This window comes from Mesorhizobium sp. Root695 (genome assembly GCF_001428185.1).
Classification (GTDB): domain Bacteria; phylum Pseudomonadota; class Alphaproteobacteria; order Rhizobiales; family Rhizobiaceae; genus Mesorhizobium.
Map to the genome: position 1 here is coordinate 240,464 of NZ_LMHO01000023.1, position 26,003 is coordinate 266,466.

The window sequence follows — 26,003 nt, forward strand, 5'->3', positions numbered from 1 at the left end:
CGGACATTTCTCCTCGTAGAACGGAGAGAAAGACGCTGTCATAGGCGCTTTCGCCAATCGCCGGAACTGCTCCCTTCTCCCGTTCTACGGGGAGAAGGTGCCGGCAGGCGGATGAGGGGCGGCGCCAGCCTTCGTCTTTATAGGGTGCCACCCCTGTTCCACCCCCTGCCACGGTCGCCGAACATCACATAGCCGGTGTCGGTGACCGCAAGTGTGTCCTCCAGCTTGATAAAGCCGCGCGTCGGGTGGAGCATGGTCGTCTCCACCGACAGCACCATGTTCTTCTCCAGCGGCTTTGCCGCATAGGTGCCCTCATAGGTCACCGGGTGGTTGGTCATCAGGAACGGCGCTTCGTGCGTGATCAGCCCCATGCCATGGGCGAAGAAATCCGTGTAGGCCGCGACCTTCGAGGCCTTCAGCACGCCCTCTGCGTGCGAAATCATGTCGCCGCCCGGCGTGCCTGCCTTGACCTTTGAGAAGGCCGCCTGCTGCACCGTTTCGACCTCGGCCAGCAGATCTTCGAGCTCGGCATCCGGTTCGCCCAGAATGCCCATCCGGCAGAGGTCGCCTATATAGCCGTGATAGTTGCCGCCGGAATCGATCGACAGCACCTCGCCCCTCTTCCACGCCTGCGGCGAGGCGGCACGGTTATGGCTGGAGCCCAACGTCAGCAGGCAATATTCGAAATGGATGCCGCGATTGGTTTCCTCGCGCCGCAGCTGCTCGATCATCTCGCTCTTGGTCGTGCCTTCGCGCGCCCAGGCAATGGTTGCCAGCATGGAATCAGTGATCAGTTCGGAGGCCGTGCGCAGCTTCTCCAGCTCGGCATCGGTCTTGATGGCGCGCATGCGTTCCAGCATGTCGGTGGCATCGATCAGTCTGGCGTCCGGCAACGCCTTGCGGATCAGCGTATACGCGTCCGACGGCAGGAAGCCGGGCTCGATGCCGATGCGGGCATTGCCCTTGCCGATCTTCTGCAGATGCTCGACGGCGAGATTGGCGGCATCGAGCGTGCCCCAGCAGGCGGCGTGCAGCGTCGGCGTCCAGAACGGGTTGTTCTGATGCTCGCCGCCTTCCATGCGGTTGCCGATATAGGCGGCATGGTCCGGCCCGCCCTTTTCGTACACGACGATCGGCAGGTAACGGCTATGGCCGATCGCATCCATGGCGGCGAAGAAGATGAACTTGTAGCCGCCCAACAGATATTGCGTGTTGTGCTTGGAGGTGGCGAGCAGCACATCGATGCCGGCCTCCTCCATCAGCCGGTCGACCCTTGCCTGGTCGAACGGGATATTGCCGACGGCATTCTTGCCCGGAGCAATGTTCATCTCTCTCTCCCTGAATTGCCTGGGAGCGCCGGCCGTTCTGCTCCCGATCCCTTGGCTATGGCTCAAATCTGCACCATTTTGCTCACTCTGGTCCAGCCAGAAATAGGAAAAATAGCGCCGTTCGATGTCACCATATCGTCATCCGCCGCATGTCAGATCAATCTGGTCCTACCAGATTAGTCGAATTGAGCCGCTTCCCTCAAACTGGTCCAGCGGACGAAAATTTCAAAGCCAAGTGAGGATGCGCCAATTCCGTCTCTGGCGAAACCCTCGGCAAGGCTCATAATCGCCACCGCATGGATGCTGGCGGGCTTGCCGGCGTCTGGGGGGGTATTGGCGCACCCGACCGGGTTGCGGAGAGGACGGAGTTCGATCATGTCAGGTTTCACGATTTCCAGACGCACGATGCTTGCCGGCTCGGCGATGCTGCTGGCCTCCACCGCCATACCGACATCAGGCTGGGCGCAGACTCCGAAGAAGGGCGGACGGCTGGTGCTTGCCGCCGATTCCGAACCACGCAACCTCAACCCGGCGATCGTCGCCTCCAATGGCGTGTTCTTCATCTCCAGCAAGATCGTCGAAACGCTGGCCGAAGCCTCCTTCGACGGCAAGGACGGGCTCGCTCCAAGGCTGGCGTTGAGCTGGGAGGGTGCCGCCGACGGGCTCTCGGTGACGTTCAAACTGCGCGACGGCGTCAAATGGCATGACGGCAAGCCGTTCACCTCGGCCGACGTCGCCTTCTCGGCGCTGCAGATCTGGAAGCCGCTGCAGAACCTCGGCCGCACCGTGTTCAAGGATCTGGCCGCCGTCGACACCCCTGACGATCTCACCGCCGTGTTCAAATTCGCCAAGCCGACGCCCTTCCAGCTGATCCGCAACGCGCTGCCGGCGCTGAGCAGCGTGGTGCCGAAGCACATCTACGAGGTCGGCAAGATCGAGGACAACCCGGCCAACAACGCGCCCATCGGCACTGGGCCGTTCAAATTCGGCGAGTACAAGGCCGGCCAGTATTACCGGCTGACAAAGAACGCGGATTACTGGGGCAAGGACGAGCCCTATCTGGACGAGATCATCTATCAGGTGCTGCCGGATCGCACGTCCGCGGCGAGCGCGCTCGAGGCCGAGGAGATCCAACTCGCAGCCTTCTCCGCCGTGCCGCTGGCCGATCTCGAACGCATCTCCAAGGTGCCGGGCCTGAAGGTGATCTCCAAGGGTTACGAAGGGCTGACCTATCAGCTCGTCGTCGAGATCAACCATCGCCGCAAGGAGCTGGCCGACGTCAAAGTGCGGCAGGCGATCGCGCATGCCATCGACAAGGATTTCGTCGTCAAGACGGTGTTCCTCGGCTATGCCGCGACAGCCACCGGTCCGGTGCCAAAGAACGATCCGCAGTTCTACACCGCCGACGTACCGACCTATGCCTTCGACGTCGCCAAGGCCAACGCGCTGCTCGACGAGGCCGGCTACAAGAAAGGCGCCGACGGCAATCGCTTCTCGCTCAAGCTGCTGCCGGCGCCCTACTTCAACGAGACCAAGCAGTTCGGCGACTATCTGCGCCAGGCGCTCGCCGCCATCGGCATCGATGCCCAACTGGTCAACAACGACTCGGCCGCGCACATCAAGGCGGTCTACACCGACCACGCCTTCGACCTCGCGGTCGGCCCGCCGGTGTTCCGCGGCGACCCGGCGATCTCCACCACCATCCTGGTGCAAAGCGGCATTCCGGACGGTGTGCCATTCTCCAACCAGGGCGGCTACAAGAACGACGCCCTCGATGCGCTGATCGCCAAGGCATCGGAGACGCTCGACACGGCTGCTCGCACCAACCTCTACAAGGAGTTCCAGAAGGAGGTGGCCACCGACCTGCCGCTGATCAACGTCGCCGAATGGAGTTTTATCAGTGTTGCCCGCGACACGGTCGGCAATATCGCCAACAATCCGCGCTGGGCGGTGTCTAACTGGGCGGACACGTATTTGTCGGGTTGACCGCCAGACTTGCAGATCGTCGGTCTGGGTGCTCAGGTTCGACAATGAGAGTTCCTTCGCGCCCCCTCCTATCCTGCCGGATAGCGCCGCTGGCTTCACCCTCGCCCTTGTGGGGAGGGTAAGGCGACCATGGCCCGCGCCCTCACCCTGCTCCGCCGTCGCCTCGTCGGCAGCATCTTCGTGCTGCTGATCGTCGTCGTCGGCACCTTCCTGCTGCTCGAAGCGGCTCCCGGCGATGCGGTCGACGCCTATATCGTCTCGACCGGCGGCGACGCCGGCATGATCGAGTTGTTGCGCCATCGCTGGGGCCTCGACCAGTCGGAGCTGACGCGGCTGGCCAACTACCTCTGGGCCCTGTTGCATCTCGATCTCGGCCAGTCGGTGACGTTCTCCCGACCGATCCGCGACATCATCCTCGAACGCCTGCCCAACACGCTGCTGTTGATGGTCAGCGCCACCGCGCTCTCCTTCGGGCTTGGCTCGGCACTTGGCATCTATGCCGGCGCGAGGCCAGGCAGTTTCCGCGATCGCTTCCTGTCGATCGGCTCGCTGGCGCTCTATGCCGTGCCGGGTTTCTGGCTCGGACTGGTGCTGATCGTCGTCTTTGCCGTCGACCTGCGCTGGCTGCCGATCGGCGGCATCGAAACTCTGGCTTCTGACAAGACCGGTCTAGACCGTGCCGCCGACATCGCCGTCCATCTCGTCCTGCCTGTTTCCGCCCTCGGCTTCATCTATCTGGCGCTCTATCTGCGCATGATGCGTGCCGGCATGGCCGAGGTCTGGCGCCTGGATTTCGTGTTGGCCGCCCGCGCCAAGGGATTGTCACGCCGCCGCATCGTGCTCGCCCACGTCGCCCGCAACGCAGTGCTGCCGCTGGTCACCATGCTCGGCCTGCAGTCGGCGCAGATGCTCGGCGGCAGCGTCGTCATCGAGAGCGTCTTTTCCGTGCCCGGCCTCGGCCGGCTGGCGCAGGAAGCGGTGGCAGCGCGGGACACCCCATTGCTGCTCGGGATTATTCTCACCAGCGCCGTCCTGGTCATTGTCATCAACCTTGCCGTCGACATCGCCTATGCCTTCCTCGATCCCCGCGTCGGCGCTGGCGAGGCTGGCGCATGAGCCCGCTCCGCCGCTTTCTGCGCACGCCCGAGGCGGTTGCCGGCGCCATCCTCCTGGCGGTGCTGATCGCCATGGCGCTGTCCGCACCCTTGCTCTTCCCTGGCGATCCGCAGGCCATTGCCGGACCGGCACTGCTGTCGCCGTTCCAGGACTGGTCGCTGCCGCTCGGCACCGACCGGCTTGGACGCAACGTGCTGGCCGAGCTCTTTCATGGCGCCCGCACATCGCTGGCTGTCGGGCTCGCGGCCGCAGCCGCCGCACTTGTCGTCGGCGCGGTGGTCGGCACATTGGCCGGCTTTGCCGGTGGCCTCGTCGACGAGGTGCTGATGCGCATCACCGACGCCTTCCAGACCGTGCCGAGCTTCCTGCTGGCGCTGGCCTTCGTCAGCGTCGTCGGATCGTCGCTCGGCATCGTCGCGATTGCCATCGCGCTCGGCACCTGGACCGGACCTGCCAGAGTAGCCCGCGCGGAAGTCCTCTCCATTCGCGAACGCGATTATGTCGCCGGGGCCAGGGTCATCGGCATGCACCCGCTGGTGATCGCCTTCCGCGAGGTGCTACCCAATGCCTTGCCTCCGGTGCTGGCGATGTCATCGGTGATCGTCGCCGCCGCGATCCTCACCGAAGCGGCGTTGTCCTTCCTCGGCTTGGGAGATCCCAACCGGGTCACTTGGGGCGGCATGATCGCCGAAGGCCGTGCCGTCCTGCGCACCGCGCCCTTCCTGTCGATCGTCCCGGGCATAGCGCTGGTGCTGACCGTGCTCGGCGTCTATCTCGCCGGTGAAGGCATCGTCGAGACGACCGCGGTCAGAAGAGGCCTGTCGTGACCGCCCTGGCTACGATCCGCGACCTCACGGTGACCTACCGCCGCGACGGCAGCGAGGTTGCGGCGCTGAAGAGTATCAACCTCGACATCGCTGTTGGCGAACGCCTCGCCATCATCGGCGAAAGCGGTTCGGGCAAGAGCACGCTGGCACTGGCCATTGCCCGCCTGTTGCCAGCTTCTTCGGTGGTCAGCGGAGGAATCGAGTGGCCTGGCCTTGCCCACGCGCCCCTCGGCGGTCGCGACATCGGCTTCGTCTTCCAGGATCCTTCCGCCAGCCTCGATCCGGTGATGGCAATCGGCAAACAAATCGCCGAAGTCGCGCACACCCATCTCGGCCTCACATGGCCACAGGCCTATGCGAAGGCAAAGCACCTGCTCGAACGCGTCCGTCTGCCGGACCCGGGCTCGGCCTTGCGCGCCTTCCCGCATCAGCTCTCCGGCGGCCAGAAGCAGCGTGTGGCGATCGCCGCAGCCATTGCGGCCGGTCCGAAATTGCTGATCGCCGACGAGGCGACCAGCGCGCTCGACACCATCGTGCAGGCTGAGATCGTTGCCTTGATCCGACGATTGGTGACCGAGGACGGCATGACGCTGTTGTTTATCAGCCATGACATTGCGCTGGCGGCCGAGCTTGCAGAGCGCATCGCCGTTTTCCGTCATGGCCAGCTGGTCGAGCTTGGCACGACAGCGGAGATCGTCGGCGCACCGGCCCAGGCTTATACACGCACGCTGCTCGATGCCCATATCGGCCTCGACGCCAAGCCCTTGCTGAACCGAGCCGGGCTCGACGTATGAGCCTGCTGACCGTGTCCAACCTCACCAAACGCTACCATCGCGGCGACAAGACCATCGCTGCCGTCGACGATGTCTCCTTTCACATTGACTCCGGCGAAACGCTGGCGCTGGCCGGACCCTCCGGCAGCGGCAAGTCGACGATCGCACGGCTGGTGCTGCGATTGATCGAGCCGGACGACGGGCGCATCGACTTCGAAGGCGACAATTTTCTGGCTTTGAATGGCGCTGCGCTGCGCGTACGCCGCGCACGCCTGCAGATGGTGTTCCAGGACCCGTTGGCCGCCTTCAACCCGCGCGCCACGGTGGCGCGTGTGCTCGACGATCCCTTGCGCATTCATGGCATTGCCTCCCGCTCCGAGCGCCCGCGCCGCATCGCCGCCTTGCTGGAGCGCGTCGGGCTGACGGCTGACCTCGCCCCGCGCGCCATTCATGAAATCTCAGGTGGCCAGCGGCAGCGCGTCGCCATTGCCCGCGCCGTCGCGACGAAGCCGTCACTGATCGTGCTCGATGAGGCGGTGTCGGCGCTCGACGTTTCCGTGCGCGGACAGATCCTTGACCTTTTGCTCGACCTGCAACGCCAGGAACGGATCGCCTATCTCTTCATTTCGCATGATCTCGGCGTCATCAGGGCGATCGCCCACCGCGTCGTCCTTCTCGATGCCGGGCGGATTGCCGAGAGTGGCGATGCCTGTGCCGTCATCGACGCGCCGCAATCAGCCATTGGCAAGGCGCTGGTGGCGGCCGCACCGAGATTGAACGGGACCAAACAGGACGCATCATGACCAACACCGAAGCCAGAGCCGAGAAACTGTCGCGCGAATTCGATTCCGCCTTTCGCAACCGAGCCGATCTGTACCGCCTGTTCCTCGAAGAACTGAACGGAGAGCTGGGCGCCGAAAAGGCCGAAGCGATCATGATCCGCGCCATCGAACAGCGCGGCAAGGAAGTCGCGGCAGCCACTTTCGCCAGCTTCGGCGCCAACGACGCCCGCGCGATCGACGAAGCCTTCCTGGCGGTCAGCCCGGATGGCGGCCTGATGTATCCGACCGATGTCGAACGCCACGACGACCATATCGCCTTCAAGGTGAAGCGCTGCCCGCTGAAGGACGCCTGGGTCGAGGCCGGTTTCGGTGACGAAAAACTCGCCGCGCTCTGCCGCATTGCCGGCGCCTTCGACCGTGGCCTGTTCGAGGCGACCGGCCTGCGTTTCGACAATGTCACCTGGACGCCGGGCCATGGCTCCGGCTGCTGTCATATCGCGCTGACAAACCGGGGTGCCGGATAGGCTCAGCCGCCGCCAAAGACGTGAAGTTCCGTTCCAGCCGATTCGATGACGGCGCGCAGCGCCGGCTGCGGCTCGCGATCGGTGACGATGTCAGAAAGCTCGCCGAGGCCGCACACGCGCTCGAGGCTGTTGCGGCCGAACTTGTCGTTGGTCACCACCAGCGCTGTCGACAGCGTTCGCGAGATCATCGCCCGCTTGACCGCCGCTGCTCCCGAGATCATGTCGCTGGGCCCATCCGCGGACAGGCTCGAGGCGCCGATGATGGCAATGTCGGCATTGTAGCGCCTGATGAATTCGACCGTATCCTCGCCGAACACGCTGGCTTCCCGGCTGTCATAGGTGCCAGGGCAAAGGACAACCCGGAAAGTCGGATTGGCGCCGGCTACCGAGGCCACGCCAATGGAGTTGGTGATGATGGTCAGCTCGCGCCTCAGCTGCGAGAGATTGCGCGCCACCTCATAGGTTGTCGAGCCCCCGTCGATCATCACGATCTGGCCTTTCTTGACCAGTCCGGCCGCGCCACGCCCGATCCGGGTACGCTCCTCGACCATGGTCTGGCTGCGCTCGGCAATCACCGGCTCCGACGTCACCAGCGAGATCGTCGCGCCACCATAGGTTCGGTTGAGCAGCCCCGCATCACCAAGCTCGATGAGGTCGCGACGGATCGTCTCGCCGGCGACCCCGAGGCGCATGGCGAGCCTGGAGATACGGATCGAGGCCGACCGTCGCACTTCCGACAAGATCAGCTCATGCCGCTCCTTCTTCGAAAGCCGGCTATGCTCCATGATCAATCCTCCGCCAAGTCGAGGACATTAGCGATGCGGGCGCCGGTGGGGAAGCAGCGTGAGTGGCTCAAAGCCGATATGGGCTGACAAGCGCGTTCATGGCTGGTCTGATGAAGCCTTGACGAATCCACGGGCCGTCAGGAGAGCCCAATGCATGTCGTGACATTGTTGAAACCTAACATGTTCGATGTCGAGATCGACGGCAAGCCCGCTTCGATCGCCGAGGCTTTGCCGGACTGGAACCCGCATGCCCGTTTCGGCCTGGTGATCGACGACGTCCTTGGCGGCATCGGTGCGACCCATCTGCCGCAGATCGCCATCACTTCGTTGTACGACGTCAAACCGAGCCGCCGCACCGAGTTGACGGTCTATCCGGAAATCTATGCATTCCATATCGGCAAGGGCTATGGCGCGCATGCGCCCTATGATTTCTGGCCGGCTCGGCGCGAGGTCATCACCTCGCGCGATCACCGTGAGGTCCTCGACGCATTAACGATCGCGGCATCACCTGGCTTGCCGTCCCCGATCACCTGCCGCGAGACGTCGTGCACCGGCCGAAGGAAGTCGACGCGGCGCTCGACCGGATTGTCTCGGCATTCGTTTGCAGCCCGTCGGGCCGGGTTTCTGATCCCGACCTCGTCATTTGGGGCAACGACAGGCGAACTGAATACACCCCCAACAGCGCCTTGCGGCCTCGCTATGCCGACAACCGGCCGGCTTCGATTTCGACAGCGGCCAAGCCGGTCAAGGAGGTCGATCCGTCCTACCAGGAATGGCTGCGCAAGCGAGAGCACGACCTGACCAGCGAGGAACGCGCCTTTGTCGAACGCCGCCGCGAGGCGCTGAGACAGGACGGCCTCGTCACCGAGACCTACCGGCGTGCCGGTGTCCGCGAAGCGCTGATGCGGCGGGCTCGGCCGGCCCTCGATTGAGGCTCGGGCGCCGCCCGTTCGATCAATTCGAGGTCGCCGGCCGCCGGCCCGGTTCCGGCCCGCCAAGGTGCGCGCCTTCGTCGATCTGCTCGCGGCCGCAGAGAAAAGACGATCGCGCGGTGGTGCCACGGCTTGAAGCCGATGGTGGTCAGCGGGCCTCTTGCAGGATCATCTCGGCTGCCTTCTCCGCGATCATGACGACCGGAGAATTGGTGTTGCCCGAAACGATTGTAGGCATGATCGAGGCATCGACCACGCGAAGTCCGGCAAGCCCGTGAACACGCAGGCCGTCGTCGACCACCGCCATCGAGTCTGAACCCATCTTGCAGGTACCGACGGGGTGGAAGATCGTCGTGCCGATATCTCCGGCCTTGCGGATGAGGTCTTCGTCGCTGTCATATTGCGCGCCGGGCAGCATCTCTTCCGGCGAAAAGCGCGCCACGGCGCGGGCTTTCATCAGGCTGCGGACATGGCGCAACGAAGCGATGGCCACGCTGCGGTCTCCTTCGGTGGAAAGATAGTTTGGCCGGATCTTCGCCGCCTCCCGTGCATCGGACGAACCCATATGTACGGTGCCCCGACTTTCCGGACGCAGATTGCAGACCGAGACGGTGACAGCGGGAAAGCGATGCAGCGGCTCGCCCAGCCGGTCGGTGCTCAGTGGCTGCACATGATATTCGAGGTCGGGCGTTGCAAGGCGCGGATCGCTCCTGGCGAAGATGCCGAGCTGGCTTGGTGCCATCGACAGCGGCCCGCTGCGCTTAAGTGCATATTCCAGCCCCATCGACGCACGGCTGATCAGATTGTGGTAGCGCTGGTTGAGCGTCGCGGCATTGGCGACCTTGAAAACGGTGCGGATCTGCAAATGGTCCTGCAGATTTTCACCGACGCCCGGCAAGGCGTGACGGACATCCACGCCAATGCTCGAAAGCAGGTCGGGGCGGCCGATGCCGGAGAGTTCGAGGATCTTCGGCGAGTTGATGGCGCCTGCGGCGAGAATGGTCTGGCCGGCTGACACACGGTGCTGGACACCGTCTTTTTGGAAGACGAGTCCGGTTGCGCGCCGGCCGTCGAATTCGAGCCGCATGGTCTCCGCGCCAGTCACCACACGCAGATTCTTGCGCGTGGCAATGACGCGCAAAAACGCCTTCGATGTGTTCCAGCGCACGCCTTTCCGCTGGTTGACCTCGAAATAGCCCGAGCCTTCATTGGTGCCTGTGTTGAAGTCCTCGGTGCGGGGAATGCCGAGTTCCTCGGCCGCGTCCCGGAAGGCGTCCAGGATCGGCCATGACAGGCGTTGCCGTTCGACCCGCCACTCGCCGCCGCTCCCGTGCATGGCGCTCTTGCCACCATGGAAATCTTCCGATTTGAGGAAGTAAGGCAGGACATCGTCCCAGCCCCAGCCGGCATTGCCGGCCTGACGCCAGCCGTCATAGTCGGCTGCCTGGCCGCGCATGTAGATCATGCCGTTGATCGATGAACAGCCGCCAAGCACCTTGCCGCGCGGATAGTTGAGGCTGCGTCCGTTGAGACCGGCTTCCGGCTCGGTCTTCATCATCCAGTCGGTGCGCGGATTGCCCATGCAGAAGAGGTAGCCGATCGGGATATCGACCCAGTGATAGCGGTCGCTGCCGCCGGCTTCGAGCAGCAGCACACTGTTGCGCGGATCGGCCGAAAGCCGGTTGGCGAGCACGCAGCCGGCGGAGCCGGCACCGACGATGACGTAGTCGTAACTGCCGAACGGGGACGGTGAAGGTTCGGTCACGTGCGCGCCTGCTGTCCGGCGATGCGCTCCCACATCGGGGTCATCGCCTGGTTGATCTCGCCGTACAGTCGATACCGCCGTGCATAGGCGTCGGCAACCGCCTCGTTGGGTAAAAAATGTCGGGCGGCTGCCGTCATGGCGGCGGCACCGGCACTGTAGTCCGCGAAGATGCCCACCCCGGTACCCGCAGCGATCGCCGCTCCCAGGGCTCCGGTTTCGCGGCTGCGCGCCACGGTAACGGGCACGCCGAGCACATCGGCGAAGATCTGCGGCCAGACCGTGCTGCGCGAGCCGCCGCCAGACAGCACCACCTGGTCGAAATCGGCGCCCGCTTTGTGCAACGTCTCGACATGGCGCTTGTGCTCGAAGGCGACGCCCTCGAACAGCGCACGAAGCAGATGTGCCCGGCTGTGCCAGCCGGCGATGCCGTAGAAGCCGGCGCGCGCGTGCCCATTCTGCTGCGAGCCGTACAGGAAAGGATGATAGATCGGGATGTCGCTGTTCGGGTCGACGGAAGCGACGAGTTCGCTGCACAATTCGAACGGCGACTTGCCGGCTTCGCCGCCATGTTCGAGGAATTCGCGAACGATCCATTCGAGATTGGCGGCCGATGTGGCGCTGGATTCGATCGCCAGATAGCGCTGGCGATCGAAAGTCGACAGCATGAAGATTGAGGGGTCGCGGATCGGTTCGTCGGTGATGACCTGGTTGATGCTCCAGGTTCCGGCGATGACCGAGGCGGCACCGGTTCTGGTCACACCCGAACCGACCGCGCTGGCGACGACATCGAACAGCCCGGCCACGACGGGCGTGCCGGCGCGCAGTCCCGTCAGGGCCGCCACCTCCTCGCTGACATGACCGGCAATGTCGGCCGATTCCAGCACTGGCGGCAGCAGGTCCGTGCAATCGCCGAGCCCGTAGGCGGCAAGCAGGTCCGGCTCGTAGCGCCGAGCCCGCATCTGCAGCAGGCCGCAGCCCGACATGTCGGAGGTGTCGCTGCAGCGCGCGCCGGTCAGGCGATTGACGACGAAATCCTTGCACAGGAAGACCGTGCCTATCCGAGCGAACAGCGCCGGCGAAAAGCGCTTGAGCCAGGCAAGCAGGGTCGGCGTCTGCGCCGCCCACGGCCGTTGCAGGCAGTGTGCATAGGTGCGGTCGCCGACATCCTGTTTTGCCCATTCGGCAACGATGCCGACCGCGCGTGTGTCAAGCGACTGGATCCCGATCAGCGGCGCACCTACGTGATCGAGCGCGTAGAGACCGTTGCCATGGCCGGCGCAGCCGATGGCGACGATCTCGCCGGCGTCGATGCCGGCCTCGGCGATGCATTGGCCGATGACCGAAACCGCGTTGCGCCAGAGTTCGTCGAGGTCGCGCTCGACATGTCCGGGCTTTGGCATGGATGAGCGGCCATCGCGGGCGGCAAGCGCCAACTCGCGTCCCGACAGGTCGAAGAGGATGGCCTTGATGACCGTGTTGCCGGCATCGAGGCCGAGGATGTAGTTTGCCATTGGCGCCTCCCGAGGCCGCAGCCTATGCCTGGTTGTACAGGTCCCAGGCCACGCCGCCATCGGCATCGTCATGGATGATCGCCATCAGCCCGCGCACGACAGCTCTCGGGTTGGCATGCTGGTAGATGTTGCGGCCATAGACCATGCCAAGCGCACCTTGTGCCATCAAGGCAGCCGATTTGTCGAACACAGCACGCAGGTCCTCCTTGCCGCCGCCGCGCACCAGCACCGGGCACCGCGCGGCCTCGACGACGCGGTGGAAATCGTTCGGATCGGTGGTCGGATCGGCCTTGACGATATCGGCACCCATCTCGCGGGCAAGCCGGGTCAAGGTGACGATCTTTTCGGCATCGCCGTCAACCATGTAGCCGCCATGCTCAGTGACCGGCAGCATGGCCAGCGGCTCGATCATCAGCGGCAGGCCGTATTTCTCGCAATCGGCGCGCACGCGGGCGATGTTCTGCACGCATTGCCGGAACAGATCCGGCTCGTCGGGCAGCATGAACAGATTGACCACGACGCAAGCCGCATCCATCTCGATGGCGCCAAGCAAGGGTTCGGCATCGTTCTGCAGCACCGCCCACATCGCCCGGTGGCGTGTCCTGTTGTAGGGATTGCCCATGTCGATGCGCATCACCAGCGCCGGCTTATCCTTGCCCGGTACGGACTGCAGCAGATCGGCCTGGCCGTAGTTCATCTGGATGGCGTCGGGGCCGGCCTTGACCAGCTGTGTGACGACACCGGCCATGTCTTCGAGCCCGGCAAGAAAGCTCGGTTCGTTGCAGACACCATGATCGATCGCCACGTCGAGGCAGCGGCCACCGCTGAACAGCCGGTTCATGCGGACTTTCTTGTTTACGCGCATAGGGCGCTCCTTTGATGCGTCTGGAGATCGATGCCGTGCCGGTCGGCCAGCAAGGCCAGGAAAGTCGAGCGTTCGGCGGCGGCCTCGCTGGCGCTCCAGCCCTTGTGCGCCGCCAGCATGTCGAGAACGGCGTTGATGAGGTCGAAGCTGAGGCCGCCCGAAATGGCGATGGTGGTGCGGCGCAGGAACAGGTCGGCAAGGCACTCGACCTGCTCACGCTCGATGATGCGCCCGATCTCGCTTGCCGAGTAGTCCGAGCGCGGCAGCACCTGTTCGCCAGCTGGATGCCAAACGAAGTCCCTGGCCGACGTGCCATAGCGCTGCAGCAGTGTCCCCGCACGCTCGACCGGCAGGCCGTGCTCGGCGGCGAATGACGCACACCAGGCCTGCGGATCGGCCGGAAAGTCGCGACCGCCGCCGATGGCCATGTCCTGCGTGCCCATGCTGCGCACGAGCCCGAGTCGCTTCAGCGCCATATCCGCGGCCAACGCCCCGAACGAACGGAAGGTCGTCCATTTGCCGCCGATCATGCACAGTGTCGCCGGCAGGTGTCCGGCCGGCTCGACGAACTCGCAAAAATGGTCGCGCGGTATGCGGCCGGTGAAACTATCTTTGCTGGCGGGCAAGGGACGTACTCCCGCGAAGCGGAACACGATCTGGTCGTCGGTAACCTTGATCGAGGGAAAGACGAAGGCGAGCGACTGCAGGATGTAGCGCTGCTCGTCCTCCTCGCAACGGACCTGGTCGGGATCGTCGACCCGAATGTCGGTCGAACCGATCAGCACCTTGCCGAGATAGGGAAACAGGATGCAGATGCGCCCGTCCTCGTTCTCGTAATAGACCATGTGGCCGCCGAGCGCGGCGTAGAGTTCTGCGTTGTCGACGATCAGATGCGAGCCCTTGGTGCCGCCCATCATTCTCTGCGCCGCTGCCCCGATGGCCTTGTTGGTCAGGTCGATCCAGCCACCGGTGGCGTTGATGACCAGTTGCGCCCGCACCGGCAGCTCTTTGCCCGTCAGTCTGTCGGTAATGGCAAGGACGTCGCCGGTCGATGATACCTGTGCATAGTTCAAGGCGCGCGCGTTCTCCCCGCTCGCCGTGGCGTCCAGCAGCATCTCCAGGCCGAGGCGTTCGGGCCGGCTTACCCAGGCGTCGTAGTAGGTCGCCGAATTGCGGATCGCCGGATTGATCGCCGGCCATTTTTTCAAGGTCTCGGCACGCCCCCTGAACCTGTGCGTCGGCATCAATCGACGTGCGGCGGTGAACAAGTCGTACATGGCAAGGCCGGCCTTGATCACCAGAGCGCCGCGCCGGCTCGGCCGCCGCGTCAGCCCCAGGAAACGCACCGCACCGTTGGCGAGGCCGGAAAACATATCGAAGATCGGCACCGTCGTCGGCAACGGGGCCACATAGTGCGGCGCATTCCTCAGCAGGCGGTCGCGTTCGAGCAGCGATTCGCGCACCAGTTTGAATTCACCGTTTTCGAGGTAGCGCAGGCCGCCATGCACCATGCGCGACAGGGCGGCACTGGCGCCGCTGCAGTAGTCGCCCTTTTCCGCCAGGACGACATCGACCCCTTGCAAGGCCAGTTCGCGAAAGACGCTGATGCCGTTGATGCCGCCACCAATGATGAGCACGGCAATATCAGGCCGGTCGCGCAGACCGGCGAGTGTTTGGCTACGGTTCATCGGGGCTGTTGCCTTTTTTGCTCAGGCATCCATCGCGGTGAGATGCGCGGCTGCCGCAGCGTCGATGGCTGCAAGATCGCTTGCCGCAAGCGTGATCTCGCCGGCCCGCGCATTGTCGAGCGCCTGTTCGGGATTGCGCGCGCCACACAGGGCGAAGGTGATACCCGGCTGGGCAAGCGTCCACGCGATGACGATCTGGGCCATAGACGCCTGGCGGCTTTCGGCGATCGGGGCGATTGCCTCCTTCAGCTTTGCCACCTTCTGCCGGTTGCCCATGGAGAAGCGTGGATTGTCCTTGCGCTGGTCGTCACCACAGAATGTTCGGCCGGGGTCGACAGTGCCTGTGAGCAGGCCCAGCGCCAGCGACGAGTAGCTGAGGGTGGCGATGTCATGGCGGCGGGTGATCGGCAGCAGGCTGCTCTCGATGTCGTGGTCGATCATCGAATAGCGCTCCTGGATCGCATCGAGCTGGCCGGCATCGATATAGTGGCTGAGATCCTCGGCGCTGATATTGCTGGCGCCGACAGCGCGGATCTTGCCGGCCGCCTTGAGTCTTTCCAGCACTGCCATCGTCTCGACGATCGGTGTCGTCGGGTCCTGCCAATGGGTGATGTAGAGGTCGATATGATCGGTGCCGAGACGCCGCAGGCTCTGCTCGACTTCATAGGCGATGCCGTCGGCGCCAAGATAGCGATGCACCGGCTTGCCGTCCTGGTCGAAGAAATGGCCCCCTTTGCCGGAATGCCAGTTTAGCCCGCATTTGGTCGCGATCACCACCTTGTCACGCTTGCCCTTGATGGCGGTGCCGACGATCGCCTCGCTGCGGCCAAGGCCGTAGGCCGGTGCGGTGTCGATCAGGCTGAGGCCGGCGTCGATCGAGGCTTCAATCGCCCGCACCGACTCCTTCTCGTCGGTGCCGCCCCACATCCAGCCGCCAATGGCCCAGGTGCCGAGGCCCACAGCCGACGCCGATATGCCGGACTTGCCGATCTGCCGCTGGATCAGTCGAGAATTCATGCTGCCTCCTGTTCGGCCAGCTCGAGCATCTGGAGCCCGGTGGCCTCGTCCGTGACGATGGTGTCGAGATGGTCTCCGCGCAGGGCGGCGAGGATCGGTGCGACCTTGCTGGGGCCGCTAGCGATGCCGATGGAGCGCGGGATGGTCGCGAACTCGTCAAGCGTCAATGAGACCAGCGAACGATTGAGCGAGTAGTTGCAAAGCTTGCCCTGGCGATCGATGAGATGAGCGAGCAGCTCGCCTGTGGCCCCGGACTTCTCGATCGCCTGGCGATCGGCATTCGAGGACGGATGAAGATCGTAGTAGCTGGAATCGTCGGTCAGGATGGAGCCGACGCCCACGACAGCGACATCGGCCTCTCGCGCCTTGCGAAACACGTCGGCGACCGAGCTGATGCCCATCAGCATCTCGCGCTGCTGCGCGGTGTCCGCAAACAGCGGTGCATGGATCTGGTAGGCGCGTCCGCCGAGCTTGTCGGCCATCAGCGAGGCGACATGGTTGACGTCTGTGTAGTGCTTGCCCTGGACCAGTCCGGTGGCGGGGATGATCTCGACATCGTAGCGGCGCCCCGGCTTGAGACCGGCGACCAGCGCGCTGACGCCCTTGCCGCCCGTAATCGAGATGGTGTCGCCATCCTTGATAGTGTCGAGCAGCAACCGTGCCGCCGCCTCGCCGACCCGCTGCAGGGCGGTGTGCGGATTTTCGGAGACTGACGGCACCACCACCGCCCGTTCGATGCCGCCCAGCGCCACCAGCCGCGCCTCCAGGTCGACCAGATGGTCGATCGGCGACTTGATCTTGATCTCGACGAGGCCGAGCTGGTGGCCGCGCTTGATGAGCCGGTTGACGGTGGCGTGCGAGATGCCGAGTTCCCTGGCGATCTCGGCCTGGGTCTTGCCTTCGACATAATGCAGGACAAGCGCCTGGTGCATCTGGCGGACAGCGGCGATGTCGTCGCGGGTGTTGGGAGGGGCCATGGTCTTGCTCGGTGCCTTGGAGGTTCAGGACTTCTTGCGGTGCAGGAAGTGATCGATCGATACGGCTGCGAGCAGAATGCATCCCTTGATCATGTCCTGCCAATAGACCGAGATATCGAGCAGGATGAGCGAGCTGGTCACCACCGAGAGCAGCGCCATGCCGAGGATCGCCCCGAAGATGGTGCCCGAGCCGCCATTGAGCGAGGCGCCGCCGATGACCGCCGCGGCGATGATGTTGAGCTCCATGCCGGCGCCGAAGGTCGGCGTCGCCGCGCCAAAGCGCGCCATGTAGATGACACCGGCCAGTCCGGCGAGGGTCGAGCACAGCACCGTGACCCAGAACTTCACCTGGTTGGTCCTGATGCCCGAGAACTGCGCGGCCTTCTCATTGGAGCCGGTGTAGAAAACCTTGCGGAAGGCCGTGGCGCGACGCAGCAGGAAATCGAAGATCGCCACCACGACGACGAAGATCAGGATGACATAGGGGATGTTGTTGAAACTGCCCTGGCCGATGGCCTTGAAAGCGGGCGGCAGGGTGAACAGCGACAGCGGCGTACCTTTGGTGACCACCAGGCACATGCCGCGCACGATGACCATGGCCGCCAGCGACGTGATGAAATGATTGAGGCCTATCACCGTGACGAAGAAGCCCATCGCCGCGCCGATCAGCGCGCTGACGCCGATGCCGATCAGGCTTGCCGTCCAGGGATCGAGGCCGGCGAGGAACAGCGCTCCGGAGACCACCATCGAGAAACACACGACCGAGCCGACCGACAGGTCGATGCCGCCGACGATGAGCAGGATGGTCATGCCGACAACGACGATGCCTTCGATGGAAAAGCTCATCAGCATGGCGCGGAAATTGCCCCATGTCAGGAAGTGCGGCGAGGCTAAGCTCATGGCGATGCACAGCGCCAGGATGATGACGATCAGCCCGGCCTCGCGCATCGATGCGAGCTGAGCGAAATTGATGCGCCGCGCGGCACTGGCGACCTTGATCTCGGCGTGCACGAGCACTTCTCCCGATTCCCTAGGCGACATTCTGGGCCTGCCTTTGAGTTGAACTGTTGTGGACGCCCGAGGCGAGCATGATGATGGCTTCCTCGCCGAGTTCGCTGGCGGCGAGTTCACCGGCGATCCTGCCTTCGCGCACCACCATGACGCGGTCGCACAAGCCGATCAGCTCCGGCAGTTCCGACGAGATGACGACGACGCCGACACCGCTGCTGGCAAGCTGGCGCAGCAGCCGGTGGATCTCCACCTTGGCGCCGACATCGATGCCGCGAGTCGGCTCGTCCATGATGATGACCTTGGGATCGACCGACAGCTGCCTGGCGATGGCGACCTTTTGTTGGTTGCCGCCGCTCAGCGTCGAGACGGCGGCCTCGATGCCAGCCATGCGTACGCCGAGCCTGCCGGTCAGCTCTCTCGCCTGACGATCCTCGGCCTTGCGATCGACCAGGCCCAGCGGTCCGGTCAGCCTGGCGAGGTCGAGCGCCGAGATGTTCGCCGCGATCGGCAGATCGAGGAACACGCCGGAGCCCTTGCGATCCTCCGAAAGGTAAACCAGGCCTGCTTTGACCGCATCGCCATAGCCGCGCAGCCGCAGCTGCTTTCCGTCGAGCGCAACGGTTCCTGCCGTCATTGGTCTGAGGCCACAGACCGTTTGCGCGATTTCGCTGCGGCCGGCGCCGATGAGGCCGCCTATGCCGAGAATTTCACCAGCGCGAAGTTGAAGATCGACGCCGGCGAAGCGGCGACCATCGGAAAGCCCCCCGACCGACAGGAGCAGGCGCCCCGGCTCTTGCGGCGCCAGCTTGTCGGGATAGAGCTGGCTGATTTCGCGGCCCACCATCTTGCGCACGACATCGTCCGGTGAGACGGCGGCGATCGGATCGGTCACCACGTAGCGGCCATCGCGGAAGACGGTGACGCGGTCGCACAGCGAAAATATCTCGGCCATGCGATGGCTGATATAGACCACGGAAATGCCACGCTCCCTGAGCCCGCGCACGATCGAAAACAGGCGCTGTGCTTCGCTTTCGGTGAGCGCTGCGGTTGGCTCATCGAGCATCAGCACCTTGCAGTCGAGCGTCAGCGCCTTGGCGATCTCGACGAGCTGCTGGCTGGAAATGGAGAGATCCGCGACCCTGGTGCGCACCGGAATGGGCGCGAGCAGGTCCATGACCTTCTGGGCATCGGCGTAGAGCCTCTGGAAATTCATCAGCGGCGCGCGCCGGCTGTTGATCGCGGCCATATAGATGTTTTCGGCAACCGTCGCGTCCTGACACAGCGCTATCTCCTGGTGGACAAGCGCGATGCCGAGGCGTTGGGCGGCCGCGGGCGAGTGGATCGAAACACGCTCCCCATCGATCAGGATGTCGCCCTCGTCGGGCTGCAATACACCGGCGATCATGTTCATCAGCGTCGACTTGCCGGCGCCGTTCTCGCCGCACAGCGCATGGATTTCGCCGCGCCGCAGCTCGAACTGCACATCGCTCAGCGCCTTGACCGGGCCAAACGCCTTGGACAGGCCGCGGATTTCAAGAATGGGCGACTGGGTCACGCCATGCTCCTGCGATGCTTGCGGGGAGGAAGGAGGCCGAAGCCTCCTTCCCGGTTGGTCCGGCCTTGCCGGCCGGGGCAGCGAGATCGAGGCTATTCCTCGATACCCTTGGTGCCGCGACGCTTGAGGTACTTGTCCCAGTAGAAGTCGTCCGCATTGTCCTTGGAGACGATGGAGAAGCCATTGTCGACGAACGGCACGCTCATCGGGTTGAAGCCCGAACGCTTGGCATCGTTCATCGGGTCGATCAGGCCGGGATGCTTGGCCATCCACAACAGCATGAAGCCCATATAGCCTTGCATGCCCTGGTTGGGATTGACCGAGCCAAAGATCTCGCCGGCCTTGATCATGTCGAGGATCTTGGCATTGACGTCGGCGAGCATGACGCGGATCTTGCCGCCGCCTTCCTTGGCTGCCTGGGCGGCACCAATGGCCGAATTGGCCTCCGGCATGAACACGGCACCGAGGTCAGGATGCGCCTGCGCCAGACTCAGAACGGCCTGATAGGCCTTGGTCGGATCCTGGTTCGAGGCGGCCCGGCCGACGAGCTTCATGTCAGGCCATTTGGCTTCCATGCGAGCGACGAAGGCGTTGACGCGCTTGTCGTGGTTGTCCTGGCCGGGATTCTCCAGCACCGCATATTCGCCCTTGCCGTCCATCGCCTTGGCAACGGCGTCGGCGGCATAGGTGCCTTCCGCATTATTGTCGGAGGTGATGTAGGAGACACGCTTGGAATTCGGCGAGTCGGCGGCGAAGGTCACCACCGCGGTGCCCTGCTCGATGGCGCGGTTGATCGGCTCGATGAACGGGTCGGAGTTCATCGGGTGCACCAGAATGCCGGCCGGCTTCTGCGCGAGCGCCTGGTCGAAGGTCGCGATCTGCTTGTTGACGTCGTATTCAGGCGTACCGGTATAGGCGGTCTCGCAGCCGAACTGCTGGCCGGCCTGCTTGAACATTTCATAGACCGGGAACCAGTATTCGACGCCCGAGACCATGACGTTCATGACGTATTTTTCACCCGGCTCGCATTTGAACGGGTTGGGGGTTTCGGCGCGTACCTGCATCGGCCCAAAGCAGGTCGATGCAGCCGCCGCGATTGCGAGCGTGCTCAGAAATTTGCGCAAGTTTCCTCCCTTGGCCGAAGCCATCCTCAATGACCGTCGCAGGCGCTCAACGAGCGCTGCCGTATGGATCTGATGAAGCCGACCTCCTCCGAAAGCCGACGATCGGACAGTACAGCCCGGGCGTGTATTGTCAATATAATTCACATAGTGAAATATATTTCACATCATACGGCGGGACGCATGCGGTCTGGTTCGGCGAGGCCGATCGCGGCCGCGCCAAGGTTGCGCGCATGCTGGGCAAGGCCTTTCCCGCCTTTGGCGCCGAACCGGAGATGGTAGAATATTGGCACGGGACTTTCGCAGTGATGCCCGACCGCAGGCCGCACCTTTATCGCCTGGCGCACGATGGTCGCTTCCTCCGGCACGATCTCGCGATCGCCACGGATGGGCTCGCCTTCGGAATCGAGTTTCTTCATCACCCGGTAGCCGTAGCACAGCCCGCCCCGGCCTTGCCCTTCTCCACCCTCCCCCGCAGACCACGATGGGTTTGCCGGTATTTCTCTGTCGAGACGCCCTTCGCGAAGAGAGAGACTCGGAAAGGAGAACCTTAATACATCTATATAAATCAATAATTTATGTCATACTTTGTAACATTGTGACGACCGACAAAATGACCCCGACAGACGGCTCCGGTGCCGCATTAAGGTGAGCACCGCTGAAACCTTTACATCAGTCCATGCGCTATTAGTCGCGCAGCCGGCATCCGCCGCAGCGCTACCATTGCGACAACGCCAAGCAGCGGGCCAGGCGCGAGGATCAGGAAGCTCCAGCGCCAGCCGAAAGCCTCCGCCACCGACGAGGTCAGGTGGATCGAGACAAAGGTGAGCGCGATGCCGACGCTCAATTGCAACGACAGTGCCGTGCCGACATAGCGCTGGTCGCTCAATTCGGTGGTCATGGCGGAAAACTGCGCGGAATCGCCGATGACGGTCATCCCCCAGAGAATGGCAATGGCGATCAACAGCCAAAGCGGCCCCTCGAAAGCGAGGCCGATCGTCAGCGCACAAAATCCCGAAAGCGTCATCATGATTGCTGCTGTTGCCGTGCGGCCGATGCGGTCGGCGACAATCCCGCCCAGGATCGACCCGATCCCACCAGACGCGACGACAAGGAAGGCAAGCAGGGACGCCGTCCTTGAGCCATCGATGCCGAGGCCGGGGGTCCCCGCCCTGATATAGGCCAGCATCCAGCCCCACATGGCGTAGAGCTCCCACATGTGTCCGAGATAGCCGAGATTGGCGAGAGCCAGCGGGCGGTTCTGCAGGACCGCCCGGATATGGCGGCGGTCGAAGGTCGATTTGGCGAAGGGATATGGGCCTTCACTGCCAAGACACAGGATCAGGATTGCGCCAGCCAATGCAGCGAGCGAGGTCGCGATGATGACATCCTGCCAGGAGACATCAGTAGCAAATGCGGACAGCAGATGCGGAAACGCCGATCCGAGCGTCAGCGCCGCGAGCAAGGCACCCAGTGCCATGCCGCGCCCGCGGCGGAACCAGGTCGAAACCAGTTTGAGCGACGGTGGATAAACACCTGCCAAGGCAACGCCGGTGGCGAAGCGGGCAAGCAGCAGCAAGCCGACGGATGGGGCGACCAGCAGGCAGAGATTGGCAATGGCGGCGATCAGGGCACTGATGCCGATCACCTTGCGAAGCGAGACGATGTCCAGCAGGCCGGCAATGCTGGAGGCGAGCGCGCCAACCGCAAAGCCGACCTGCACGGCGCCTGTGATCCAGGCGCCTTGCGCTGGCGACAACCCCCAGACTTGCGTCAGCTGCGGCGCGATCGCGGTAGCCGAAAACCAGGCAGTCATGGGCAGGAAGGCGCCGGCGCAGATCACCGCCAGCATCGACCAGCGCCGGCCAGCGCCAATGCCGGCCGGGTTCATGGCTGCCATGGGTTCCATCTGGCGGTCTCAGACGGTGACGGCGTTTTGCAACCGCTTCAGCAGTGGAAGCAGACCGGCCGGGTCGGGTCGGATTGTGTAGTCCGGGCTCACCTCCGTATAGACGATGATGCCATCGCGCCTGATCACGAACCGCGCCGGCATCGGCAACGTCCATGACGGGTCTTCGTTGATGGCAGGTAGGTCAACGCCGAAGCTCTTGTAGAGCGCGATCAGATCGTCGGGCAGGCGGAAGCGCAGGCCAAAGGCGTTGGCGACCTCGCCGTTCGGGTCGCTCAACATCGGGAACGCAACCTGCTTGTCGCGCTTGGCCTTGCGACCGTTCGCCGGTGATTGCGGGGAGATGGAGGCCAGCTGCGCGCCGGTGGCGTTGATTGCCGGCCAGGTTTCCTGCAGTGCGCCAAGTTCGATGTTGCAATAGGGGCACCAGACACCGCGGTAGAAGCTGAGCACCAGTGGGCCGAGCGCCAGCAGGTCGGCCGACGAAACGAGGCCGCCATCAGCCTCCATCAATGCGAAGGTCGGGGCGACAGCTCCGACTCCCAGGACGCGGGCGGCCTGACCGGAAGCGATAAGCTCGGCGGTGGCGCGATGCATGATCTCGACCGCCTGTCTGGGCGCCTTCTTGCTCTCAAAGTCGGCCTTGAAGGCATCAAGCTTGTCTTGAAGCGACATGGAATTACTCCGAAGATTTCTCACCGCTCTCAAAGCGGCGGAAACGTCCTCGCCTATTTCCCAAAACAGGGGTAGCCTGCCGGAAAGGATAGCAATCATTCGGAAAATGGATGGCTGACCGGCTCCAGGAACTTGAAGTGTTTATTCGGGTGGCGGAGCGTGGCAACCTTTCACAGGTCGCCCGCGAAATCGGGCTGTCGCAGCCCTCAGTGTCGCGGATCCTGAACGATCTCGAGGGGCGCATCGGCGCCCGCCTCCTCGTCCGCACCAGCCGGAAGGTCGGGCTGACCGAGGCGGGGCATGGTTATCTCGGACAGGTCCGGCCGCTGCTTGCCGAGCTTGGGGCGGCGGCCGATACTGCGGCCGGCAATGAGGAGTTGCGCGGGCTGCTGCGGGTCGAGCTGTCTGTCACTTTCGCCGTGCGCGCGCTTATTCCGCGGCTGCCCGGCCTTCTTGCCGAGCATCCCAACCTCTCCATTGAACTGATGATGGACGATCGCAGGCGAAGCCTTGTCGAAGAAGGCGCCGATGTCGCGGTGAGGCTCGGTCTGCTCGACAGTTCCAGCCTGATGGCGCGCAAGGTCGGGCAGACGCCGCGACTGCTGGTGGCCTCACCGGACTACATCGCCCGGCGCGGTTTGCCGCAAAGCCCTGGCGATCTGGTTCAGCACGAGGTCATCTTCGGCCCCTCCGACAGCAGCGGCGCTACTTTTCAAGAACTGATCGGCCCGGAGGCCAACTTTACTCTGCCGGAAAGCCCGCGCATCCGGGTATCGAGTTCAGCCGGCGTCACCGCCTGCGTGCTGGCTGGACTTGGCGTGGCCTTCGGTTCCGGCTGGATGTTCAATGCCGAGCTCTCGGACGGCAGCCTTCGCCGGCTGCTACCGGAGTTTCCGCTGCCGACCATCCCCATCCATGTCCTGTTCCCGGCCGGGCGCCAGCCGAGCAAACGGGCAAGAGGGTTTGCCGATTGGCTAAGCAGATCGCTCAGTTCGTCATGACTCTAGATTGTCAGAGTCTTGATTGTCTTGCCGTCGGCGCCCCATTCGCACCATGGTGCAGGCCACTTTGCTGAAAACGATTTATTGCGTTAATCTTCGAATATGCACCATCGCTGATAGATCATTTCGCTGAGGGGGCGAAAATTCATGGAGATGCAGCAGGTCCGCTATTTTCTGGCCCTGTCCAACACGCTAAATTTCACCCGAGCAGCGGAAGAGTGCAATGTCACGCAGCCGGCCCTGACTCGCGCAATCAAGACCCTCGAAGACGAGTTGGGCGGTGAGTTGCTTCGTCGCGAGCGCCAGCATTCCCATCTGACCGAGCTTGGCCGGCGCATGCTGCCCCTGCTGCAACAATGTTACGATGCTGCGACCTCCGCAAAATCTCTCGCAAAGGCCGTGCAAAGCAGTGACGTCGCCCCACTCAACGTAACCATTTCCAACAGCGTCAACATAGCGCTGCTGGTCTCTCCCTTCACCGAGCTTTTCCGAGCCTACCCTGGGGTGCATCTCAAGATCAGTCGCGGTTCCCCGACCGCTGTCATCGACGCCCTAAAGAACGGCGAGGTCGAACTGGCGGTTGCCGGTCCGCTGGGACAGGCTTGGGATCGGCTCGACACGTGGCCGCTTTTCCAGGAGGGGATCGAGCTCGTCGTGAACTCCGATCACCCTCTTGCCCGCCGAAACGAAGCGGATGTAGCGCTGAGCCAGTTAGCCGCAGAACCCGTGCTCAGTCGGATCGACTGGGAAACGAGCGAAGATCTGTCGCGCGGTCTCTCGGCAAAAGGGATTACGCCTCGCACCACACATGAGGTTGAAACCGACCAGGATTTGCTGGCGCTGCTGGAAGCCAATGCAGGCGTTGGCTTTGTCTCGATGACCGCACCCCGCTCGCCCAACGTCCGCAGACTCAAGCTGCGTGATCTGGATGTTTCTCGGATCGTCGCCGTCTACGCAGTCGCCGGCCGACATCGCTCGCAGGTGGCCGTGACGCTCCTCAACCTCCTGCGATCGACCGACTGGTCGACATTTGGCGTCAGCGAGCCCGCCTGAGCGCCGCGATCAAGTCGTCGATGTCCATCCGCCGACGATAGTCGGGATCGACGAACCGATCTGTGATGATGCCATCAGTTCCAACGACGAAAGTAGCAGGGATCGGCAGGAACCAGCTGCTGTTGCCCTGATAGTTCGGCAGATCGAGGCCGAGGCCCATCAACCGCTCCATCTCGGCTCCCACCCAGATCGCCAGGTTGAGGGACAAGGCGTAGCCATTGTCGATATCCGTCAGGAAAGGAAACTGAGCACCAACCGAGGCCTTCATTGCCTTTGCGAATTTGCGCCGCTCCGGCATGATCACCACGACTTGGCCGCGCAGCGTCGAAATCTCTTGTTGGGCTTCGACGATGCCGATCGCATTCAGGCGACAATAGGGACACCAATGTCCGCGCTGAAAGGTAATGACGGCCGGCCCGTGGCTAAGGATTTCAGATAGGCTCACGAGTCTGCCCTCGTCATCAGGCAACAGGAATGCGGGCATAACATCGCCGGGGGCGGGAGCACTTGCACCAGCTCCCTGTTCCTTGAGGCGCGCCACGAGCCGGTCAACCGCGTCAGCGAACTCCGAGTTCAGTCGGCGCACTGCGCTCGCGATCACCGCCAGCCTCTCGTTGAGAGGTGCATCGAGTTCGATGGCAGCCTGGACGGACTGTTCAAATGTCATTGGCTGGTCGTCGGCGGCCATTTCTGCACCTTCGCAATTTCCATGCAGCCTAACATTGAAGCCCCACGGGCACGGCCATGCTTTTCTTGCATGGAGTCGATGCCCTGCGTGCATCGAAGCTATGCGGATTCATCT

At 63.5% G+C, this 26,003-nt stretch carries 26 protein-coding genes; 9 read left to right on the plus strand and 17 right to left on the minus strand.

Features of this window, described 5'->3' with window-relative positions:
* Window positions 1-137: 137 nt before the first annotated feature.
* Both ASD99_RS20170 and ASD99_RS20175 read right to left on the minus strand, forming a co-directional pair.
* Window positions 138-1,328, minus strand: coding sequence for a M24 family metallopeptidase (locus ASD99_RS20170; protein WP_057144681.1), 1,191 nt, complete (start codon window positions 1,326-1,328; stop codon window positions 138-140).
* A 176-nt stretch (window positions 1,329-1,504) separates the two neighbouring features.
* The gene (locus ASD99_RS20175; protein ID WP_057144682.1) at window positions 1,505-1,705 is read right to left on the minus strand and encodes a hypothetical protein; all 201 of its coding nucleotides are present in this window, start codon (window positions 1,703-1,705) and stop codon (window positions 1,505-1,507) included.
* Here ASD99_RS20175 and ASD99_RS20180 point away from each other — a divergent pair.
* From ASD99_RS20180 to ASD99_RS20205, 6 genes are all read left to right on the plus strand, one after another.
* Window positions 1,704-3,314 (plus strand): ABC transporter substrate-binding protein, encoded by a 1,611-nt coding sequence (locus tag ASD99_RS20180; protein ID WP_057144683.1) that lies wholly within the window; start codon window positions 1,704-1,706, stop codon window positions 3,312-3,314. The genes ASD99_RS20175 and ASD99_RS20180 overlap by 2 nt on opposite strands.
* Before the next feature lie 129 nt (window positions 3,315-3,443).
* A complete protein-coding gene (locus tag ASD99_RS20185) occupies window positions 3,444-4,430 on the plus strand; it encodes an ABC transporter permease (RefSeq protein ID WP_057144684.1) in 987 nt (328 codons plus the stop codon).
* Window positions 4,427-5,257 (plus strand): ABC transporter permease, encoded by an 831-nt coding sequence (locus tag ASD99_RS20190; protein WP_056594731.1) that lies wholly within the window; start codon window positions 4,427-4,429, stop codon window positions 5,255-5,257. Before ASD99_RS20185 ends, ASD99_RS20190 begins: the two co-directional genes overlap by 4 nt.
* Complete coding sequence (locus ASD99_RS20195) at window positions 5,254-6,051, plus strand: ABC transporter ATP-binding protein (RefSeq protein WP_057144685.1); 798 nt, start codon at window positions 5,254-5,256, stop codon at window positions 6,049-6,051. The genes ASD99_RS20190 and ASD99_RS20195 overlap by 4 nt, the downstream gene beginning before the upstream one ends.
* Complete coding sequence (locus tag ASD99_RS20200) at window positions 6,048-6,833, plus strand: dipeptide/oligopeptide/nickel ABC transporter ATP-binding protein (protein ID WP_057144686.1); 786 nt, start codon at window positions 6,048-6,050, stop codon at window positions 6,831-6,833. The genes ASD99_RS20195 and ASD99_RS20200 overlap by 4 nt, the downstream gene beginning before the upstream one ends.
* On the plus strand, window positions 6,830-7,336 hold the full coding sequence (locus ASD99_RS20205) for an L-2-amino-thiazoline-4-carboxylic acid hydrolase (RefSeq protein ID WP_057144687.1): 507 nt from the start codon (window positions 6,830-6,832) through the stop codon (window positions 7,334-7,336). The genes ASD99_RS20200 and ASD99_RS20205 overlap by 4 nt, the downstream gene beginning before the upstream one ends.
* 2 nt (window positions 7,337-7,338) lie before the next feature.
* Here ASD99_RS20205 and ASD99_RS20210 read toward each other — a convergent pair whose 3' ends face one another.
* A complete protein-coding gene (locus ASD99_RS20210; RefSeq protein WP_057144688.1) occupies window positions 7,339-8,121 on the minus strand; it encodes a DeoR/GlpR family DNA-binding transcription regulator in 783 nt (260 codons plus the stop codon).
* A gap of 96 nt (window positions 8,122-8,217) precedes the next feature.
* Window positions 8,218-8,538, minus strand: coding sequence for a hypothetical protein (locus ASD99_RS20215; protein WP_057144689.1), 321 nt, complete (start codon window positions 8,536-8,538; stop codon window positions 8,218-8,220).
* A gap of 128 nt (window positions 8,539-8,666) precedes the next feature.
* Here ASD99_RS20215 and ASD99_RS20220 point away from each other — a divergent pair, with 128 nt between their 5' ends.
* Window positions 8,667-9,053 carry a hypothetical protein gene (locus tag ASD99_RS20220; RefSeq protein WP_057144690.1) on the plus strand — a complete coding sequence of 129 codons (387 nt, stop codon included), beginning with the start codon at window positions 8,667-8,669 and terminating at the stop codon, window positions 9,051-9,053.
* 148 nt (window positions 9,054-9,201) lie between these two features.
* Here the strand turns inward: ASD99_RS20220 and ASD99_RS20225 are convergent, their stop codons facing one another.
* From ASD99_RS20225 to ASD99_RS20280, 12 genes are all read right to left on the minus strand, one after another.
* Window positions 9,202-10,818, minus strand: coding sequence for a GMC family oxidoreductase (locus ASD99_RS20225; protein ID WP_057144906.1), 1,617 nt, complete (start codon window positions 10,816-10,818; stop codon window positions 9,202-9,204).
* Window positions 10,815-12,329, minus strand: coding sequence for an FGGY-family carbohydrate kinase (locus tag ASD99_RS20230; RefSeq protein WP_057144691.1), 1,515 nt, complete (start codon window positions 12,327-12,329; stop codon window positions 10,815-10,817). The genes ASD99_RS20225 and ASD99_RS20230 overlap by 4 nt, the downstream gene beginning before the upstream one ends.
* Window positions 12,330-12,351: 22 nt before the next feature.
* Window positions 12,352-13,170, minus strand: a complete 819-nt coding sequence (locus ASD99_RS20235) for a class I fructose-bisphosphate aldolase (RefSeq protein WP_200951027.1) — start codon at window positions 13,168-13,170, stop codon at window positions 12,352-12,354.
* A 14-nt stretch (window positions 13,171-13,184) separates the two neighbouring features.
* Window positions 13,185-14,882: a glycerol-3-phosphate dehydrogenase/oxidase gene (locus tag ASD99_RS20240; RefSeq protein ID WP_056594697.1), complete on the minus strand. Its 1,698-nt coding sequence runs from the start codon at window positions 14,880-14,882 to the stop codon at window positions 13,185-13,187.
* A gap of 21 nt (window positions 14,883-14,903) precedes the next feature.
* On the minus strand, window positions 14,904-15,899 hold the full coding sequence (locus tag ASD99_RS20245) for an aldo/keto reductase (RefSeq protein ID WP_056594692.1): 996 nt from the start codon (window positions 15,897-15,899) through the stop codon (window positions 14,904-14,906).
* Window positions 15,896-16,876 carry a sugar-binding transcriptional regulator gene (locus tag ASD99_RS20250; RefSeq protein ID WP_056594688.1) on the minus strand — a complete coding sequence of 327 codons (981 nt, stop codon included), beginning with the start codon at window positions 16,874-16,876 and terminating at the stop codon, window positions 15,896-15,898. The genes ASD99_RS20245 and ASD99_RS20250 overlap by 4 nt, the downstream gene beginning before the upstream one ends.
* A gap of 24 nt (window positions 16,877-16,900) precedes the next feature.
* Complete coding sequence (locus tag ASD99_RS20255; protein WP_413813945.1) at window positions 16,901-17,824, minus strand: ABC transporter permease; 924 nt, start codon at window positions 17,822-17,824, stop codon at window positions 16,901-16,903.
* 82 nt (window positions 17,825-17,906) lie between these two features.
* Window positions 17,907-19,442, minus strand: coding sequence for a sugar ABC transporter ATP-binding protein (locus ASD99_RS20260; RefSeq protein ID WP_056594676.1), 1,536 nt, complete (start codon window positions 19,440-19,442; stop codon window positions 17,907-17,909).
* A 92-nt stretch (window positions 19,443-19,534) separates the two neighbouring features.
* Window positions 19,535-20,566: a substrate-binding domain-containing protein gene (locus ASD99_RS20265; protein ID WP_056594673.1), complete on the minus strand. Its 1,032-nt coding sequence runs from the start codon at window positions 20,564-20,566 to the stop codon at window positions 19,535-19,537.
* Window positions 20,567-20,730: 164 nt separating this feature from the next.
* Window positions 20,731-20,982 carry a hypothetical protein gene (locus ASD99_RS35200; RefSeq protein ID WP_057144692.1) on the minus strand — a complete coding sequence of 84 codons (252 nt, stop codon included), beginning with the start codon at window positions 20,980-20,982 and terminating at the stop codon, window positions 20,731-20,733.
* 248 nt (window positions 20,983-21,230) lie between these two features.
* A complete protein-coding gene (locus ASD99_RS20275; protein ID WP_057144907.1) occupies window positions 21,231-22,463 on the minus strand; it encodes an MFS transporter in 1,233 nt (410 codons plus the stop codon).
* An 18-nt stretch (window positions 22,464-22,481) separates the two neighbouring features.
* A complete protein-coding gene (locus ASD99_RS20280) occupies window positions 22,482-23,147 on the minus strand; it encodes a peroxiredoxin-like family protein (protein ID WP_057144693.1) in 666 nt (221 codons plus the stop codon).
* Between the two features lie 110 nt (window positions 23,148-23,257).
* Between ASD99_RS20280 and ASD99_RS20285 the strand changes: the two genes are divergently transcribed.
* Both ASD99_RS20285 and ASD99_RS20290 read left to right on the plus strand, forming a co-directional pair.
* On the plus strand, window positions 23,258-24,148 hold the full coding sequence (locus tag ASD99_RS20285) for a LysR family transcriptional regulator (protein WP_056594663.1): 891 nt from the start codon (window positions 23,258-23,260) through the stop codon (window positions 24,146-24,148).
* A 147-nt stretch (window positions 24,149-24,295) separates the two neighbouring features.
* Window positions 24,296-25,201 (plus strand): LysR family transcriptional regulator, encoded by a 906-nt coding sequence (locus tag ASD99_RS20290; protein ID WP_056594659.1) that lies wholly within the window; start codon window positions 24,296-24,298, stop codon window positions 25,199-25,201.
* On the opposite strand, the gene ASD99_RS20295 is transcribed toward ASD99_RS20290, so the two are convergent.
* Window positions 25,185-25,889: a peroxiredoxin-like family protein gene (locus ASD99_RS20295; protein WP_057144694.1), complete on the minus strand. Its 705-nt coding sequence runs from the start codon at window positions 25,887-25,889 to the stop codon at window positions 25,185-25,187. The two genes, ASD99_RS20290 and ASD99_RS20295, sit on opposite strands and share 17 nt — an antisense overlap.
* Window positions 25,890-26,003 lie beyond the last annotated feature (114 nt).

Excerpts from the sequence above, each read along its gene's own strand:
- ASD99_RS20215 (WP_057144689.1), bottom strand. The coding sequence starts at position 8,538 with ATGCGCGCCATAGCCCTTGCCGATATGGAATGCATAGATTTCCGGATA.
- ASD99_RS20175 (WP_057144682.1), bottom strand. The coding sequence starts at position 1,705 with ATGATCGAACTCCGTCCTCTCCGCAACCCGGTCGGGTGCGCCAATACC.
- ASD99_RS20245 (WP_056594692.1), bottom strand. The coding sequence starts at position 15,899 with ATGAATTCTCGACTGATCCAGCGGCAGATCGGCAAGTCCGGCATATCG.
- ASD99_RS35200 (WP_057144692.1), bottom strand. The coding sequence starts at position 20,982 with ATGAAGAAACTCGATTCCGAAGGCGAGCCCATCCGTGGCGATCGCGAG.
- ASD99_RS20230 (WP_057144691.1), bottom strand. The coding sequence starts at position 12,329 with ATGGCAAACTACATCCTCGGCCTCGATGCCGGCAACACGGTCATCAAG.
- ASD99_RS20255 (WP_413813945.1), bottom strand. The coding sequence starts at position 17,824 with ATGCGCGAGGCCGGGCTGATCGTCATCATCCTGGCGCTGTGCATCGCC.
- ASD99_RS20200 (WP_057144686.1), top strand. The coding sequence starts at position 6,048 with ATGAGCCTGCTGACCGTGTCCAACCTCACCAAACGCTACCATCGCGGC.
- ASD99_RS20250 (WP_056594688.1), bottom strand. The coding sequence starts at position 16,876 with ATGGCCCCTCCCAACACCCGCGACGACATCGCCGCTGTCCGCCAGATG.
- ASD99_RS20240 (WP_056594697.1), bottom strand. The coding sequence starts at position 14,882 with ATGAACCGTAGCCAAACACTCGCCGGTCTGCGCGACCGGCCTGATATT.
- ASD99_RS20170 (WP_057144681.1), bottom strand. The coding sequence starts at position 1,328 with ATGAACATTGCTCCGGGCAAGAATGCCGTCGGCAATATCCCGTTCGAC.
- ASD99_RS20190 (WP_056594731.1), top strand. The coding sequence starts at position 4,427 with ATGAGCCCGCTCCGCCGCTTTCTGCGCACGCCCGAGGCGGTTGCCGGC.
- ASD99_RS20205 (WP_057144687.1), top strand. The coding sequence starts at position 6,830 with ATGACCAACACCGAAGCCAGAGCCGAGAAACTGTCGCGCGAATTCGAT.
- ASD99_RS20210 (WP_057144688.1), bottom strand. The coding sequence starts at position 8,121 with ATGGAGCATAGCCGGCTTTCGAAGAAGGAGCGGCATGAGCTGATCTTG.
- ASD99_RS20275 (WP_057144907.1), bottom strand. The coding sequence starts at position 22,463 with ATGGCAGCCATGAACCCGGCCGGCATTGGCGCTGGCCGGCGCTGGTCG.
- ASD99_RS20290 (WP_056594659.1), top strand. The coding sequence starts at position 24,296 with ATGGAGATGCAGCAGGTCCGCTATTTTCTGGCCCTGTCCAACACGCTA.
- ASD99_RS20180 (WP_057144683.1), top strand. The coding sequence starts at position 1,704 with ATGTCAGGTTTCACGATTTCCAGACGCACGATGCTTGCCGGCTCGGCG.
- ASD99_RS20295 (WP_057144694.1), bottom strand. The coding sequence starts at position 25,889 with ATGGCCGCCGACGACCAGCCAATGACATTTGAACAGTCCGTCCAGGCT.
- ASD99_RS20280 (WP_057144693.1), bottom strand. The coding sequence starts at position 23,147 with ATGTCGCTTCAAGACAAGCTTGATGCCTTCAAGGCCGACTTTGAGAGC.
- ASD99_RS20235 (WP_200951027.1), bottom strand. The coding sequence starts at position 13,170 with ATGAACCGGCTGTTCAGCGGTGGCCGCTGCCTCGACGTGGCGATCGAT.
- ASD99_RS20285 (WP_056594663.1), top strand. The coding sequence starts at position 23,258 with ATGGCTGACCGGCTCCAGGAACTTGAAGTGTTTATTCGGGTGGCGGAG.
- ASD99_RS20185 (WP_057144684.1), top strand. The coding sequence starts at position 3,444 with ATGGCCCGCGCCCTCACCCTGCTCCGCCGTCGCCTCGTCGGCAGCATC.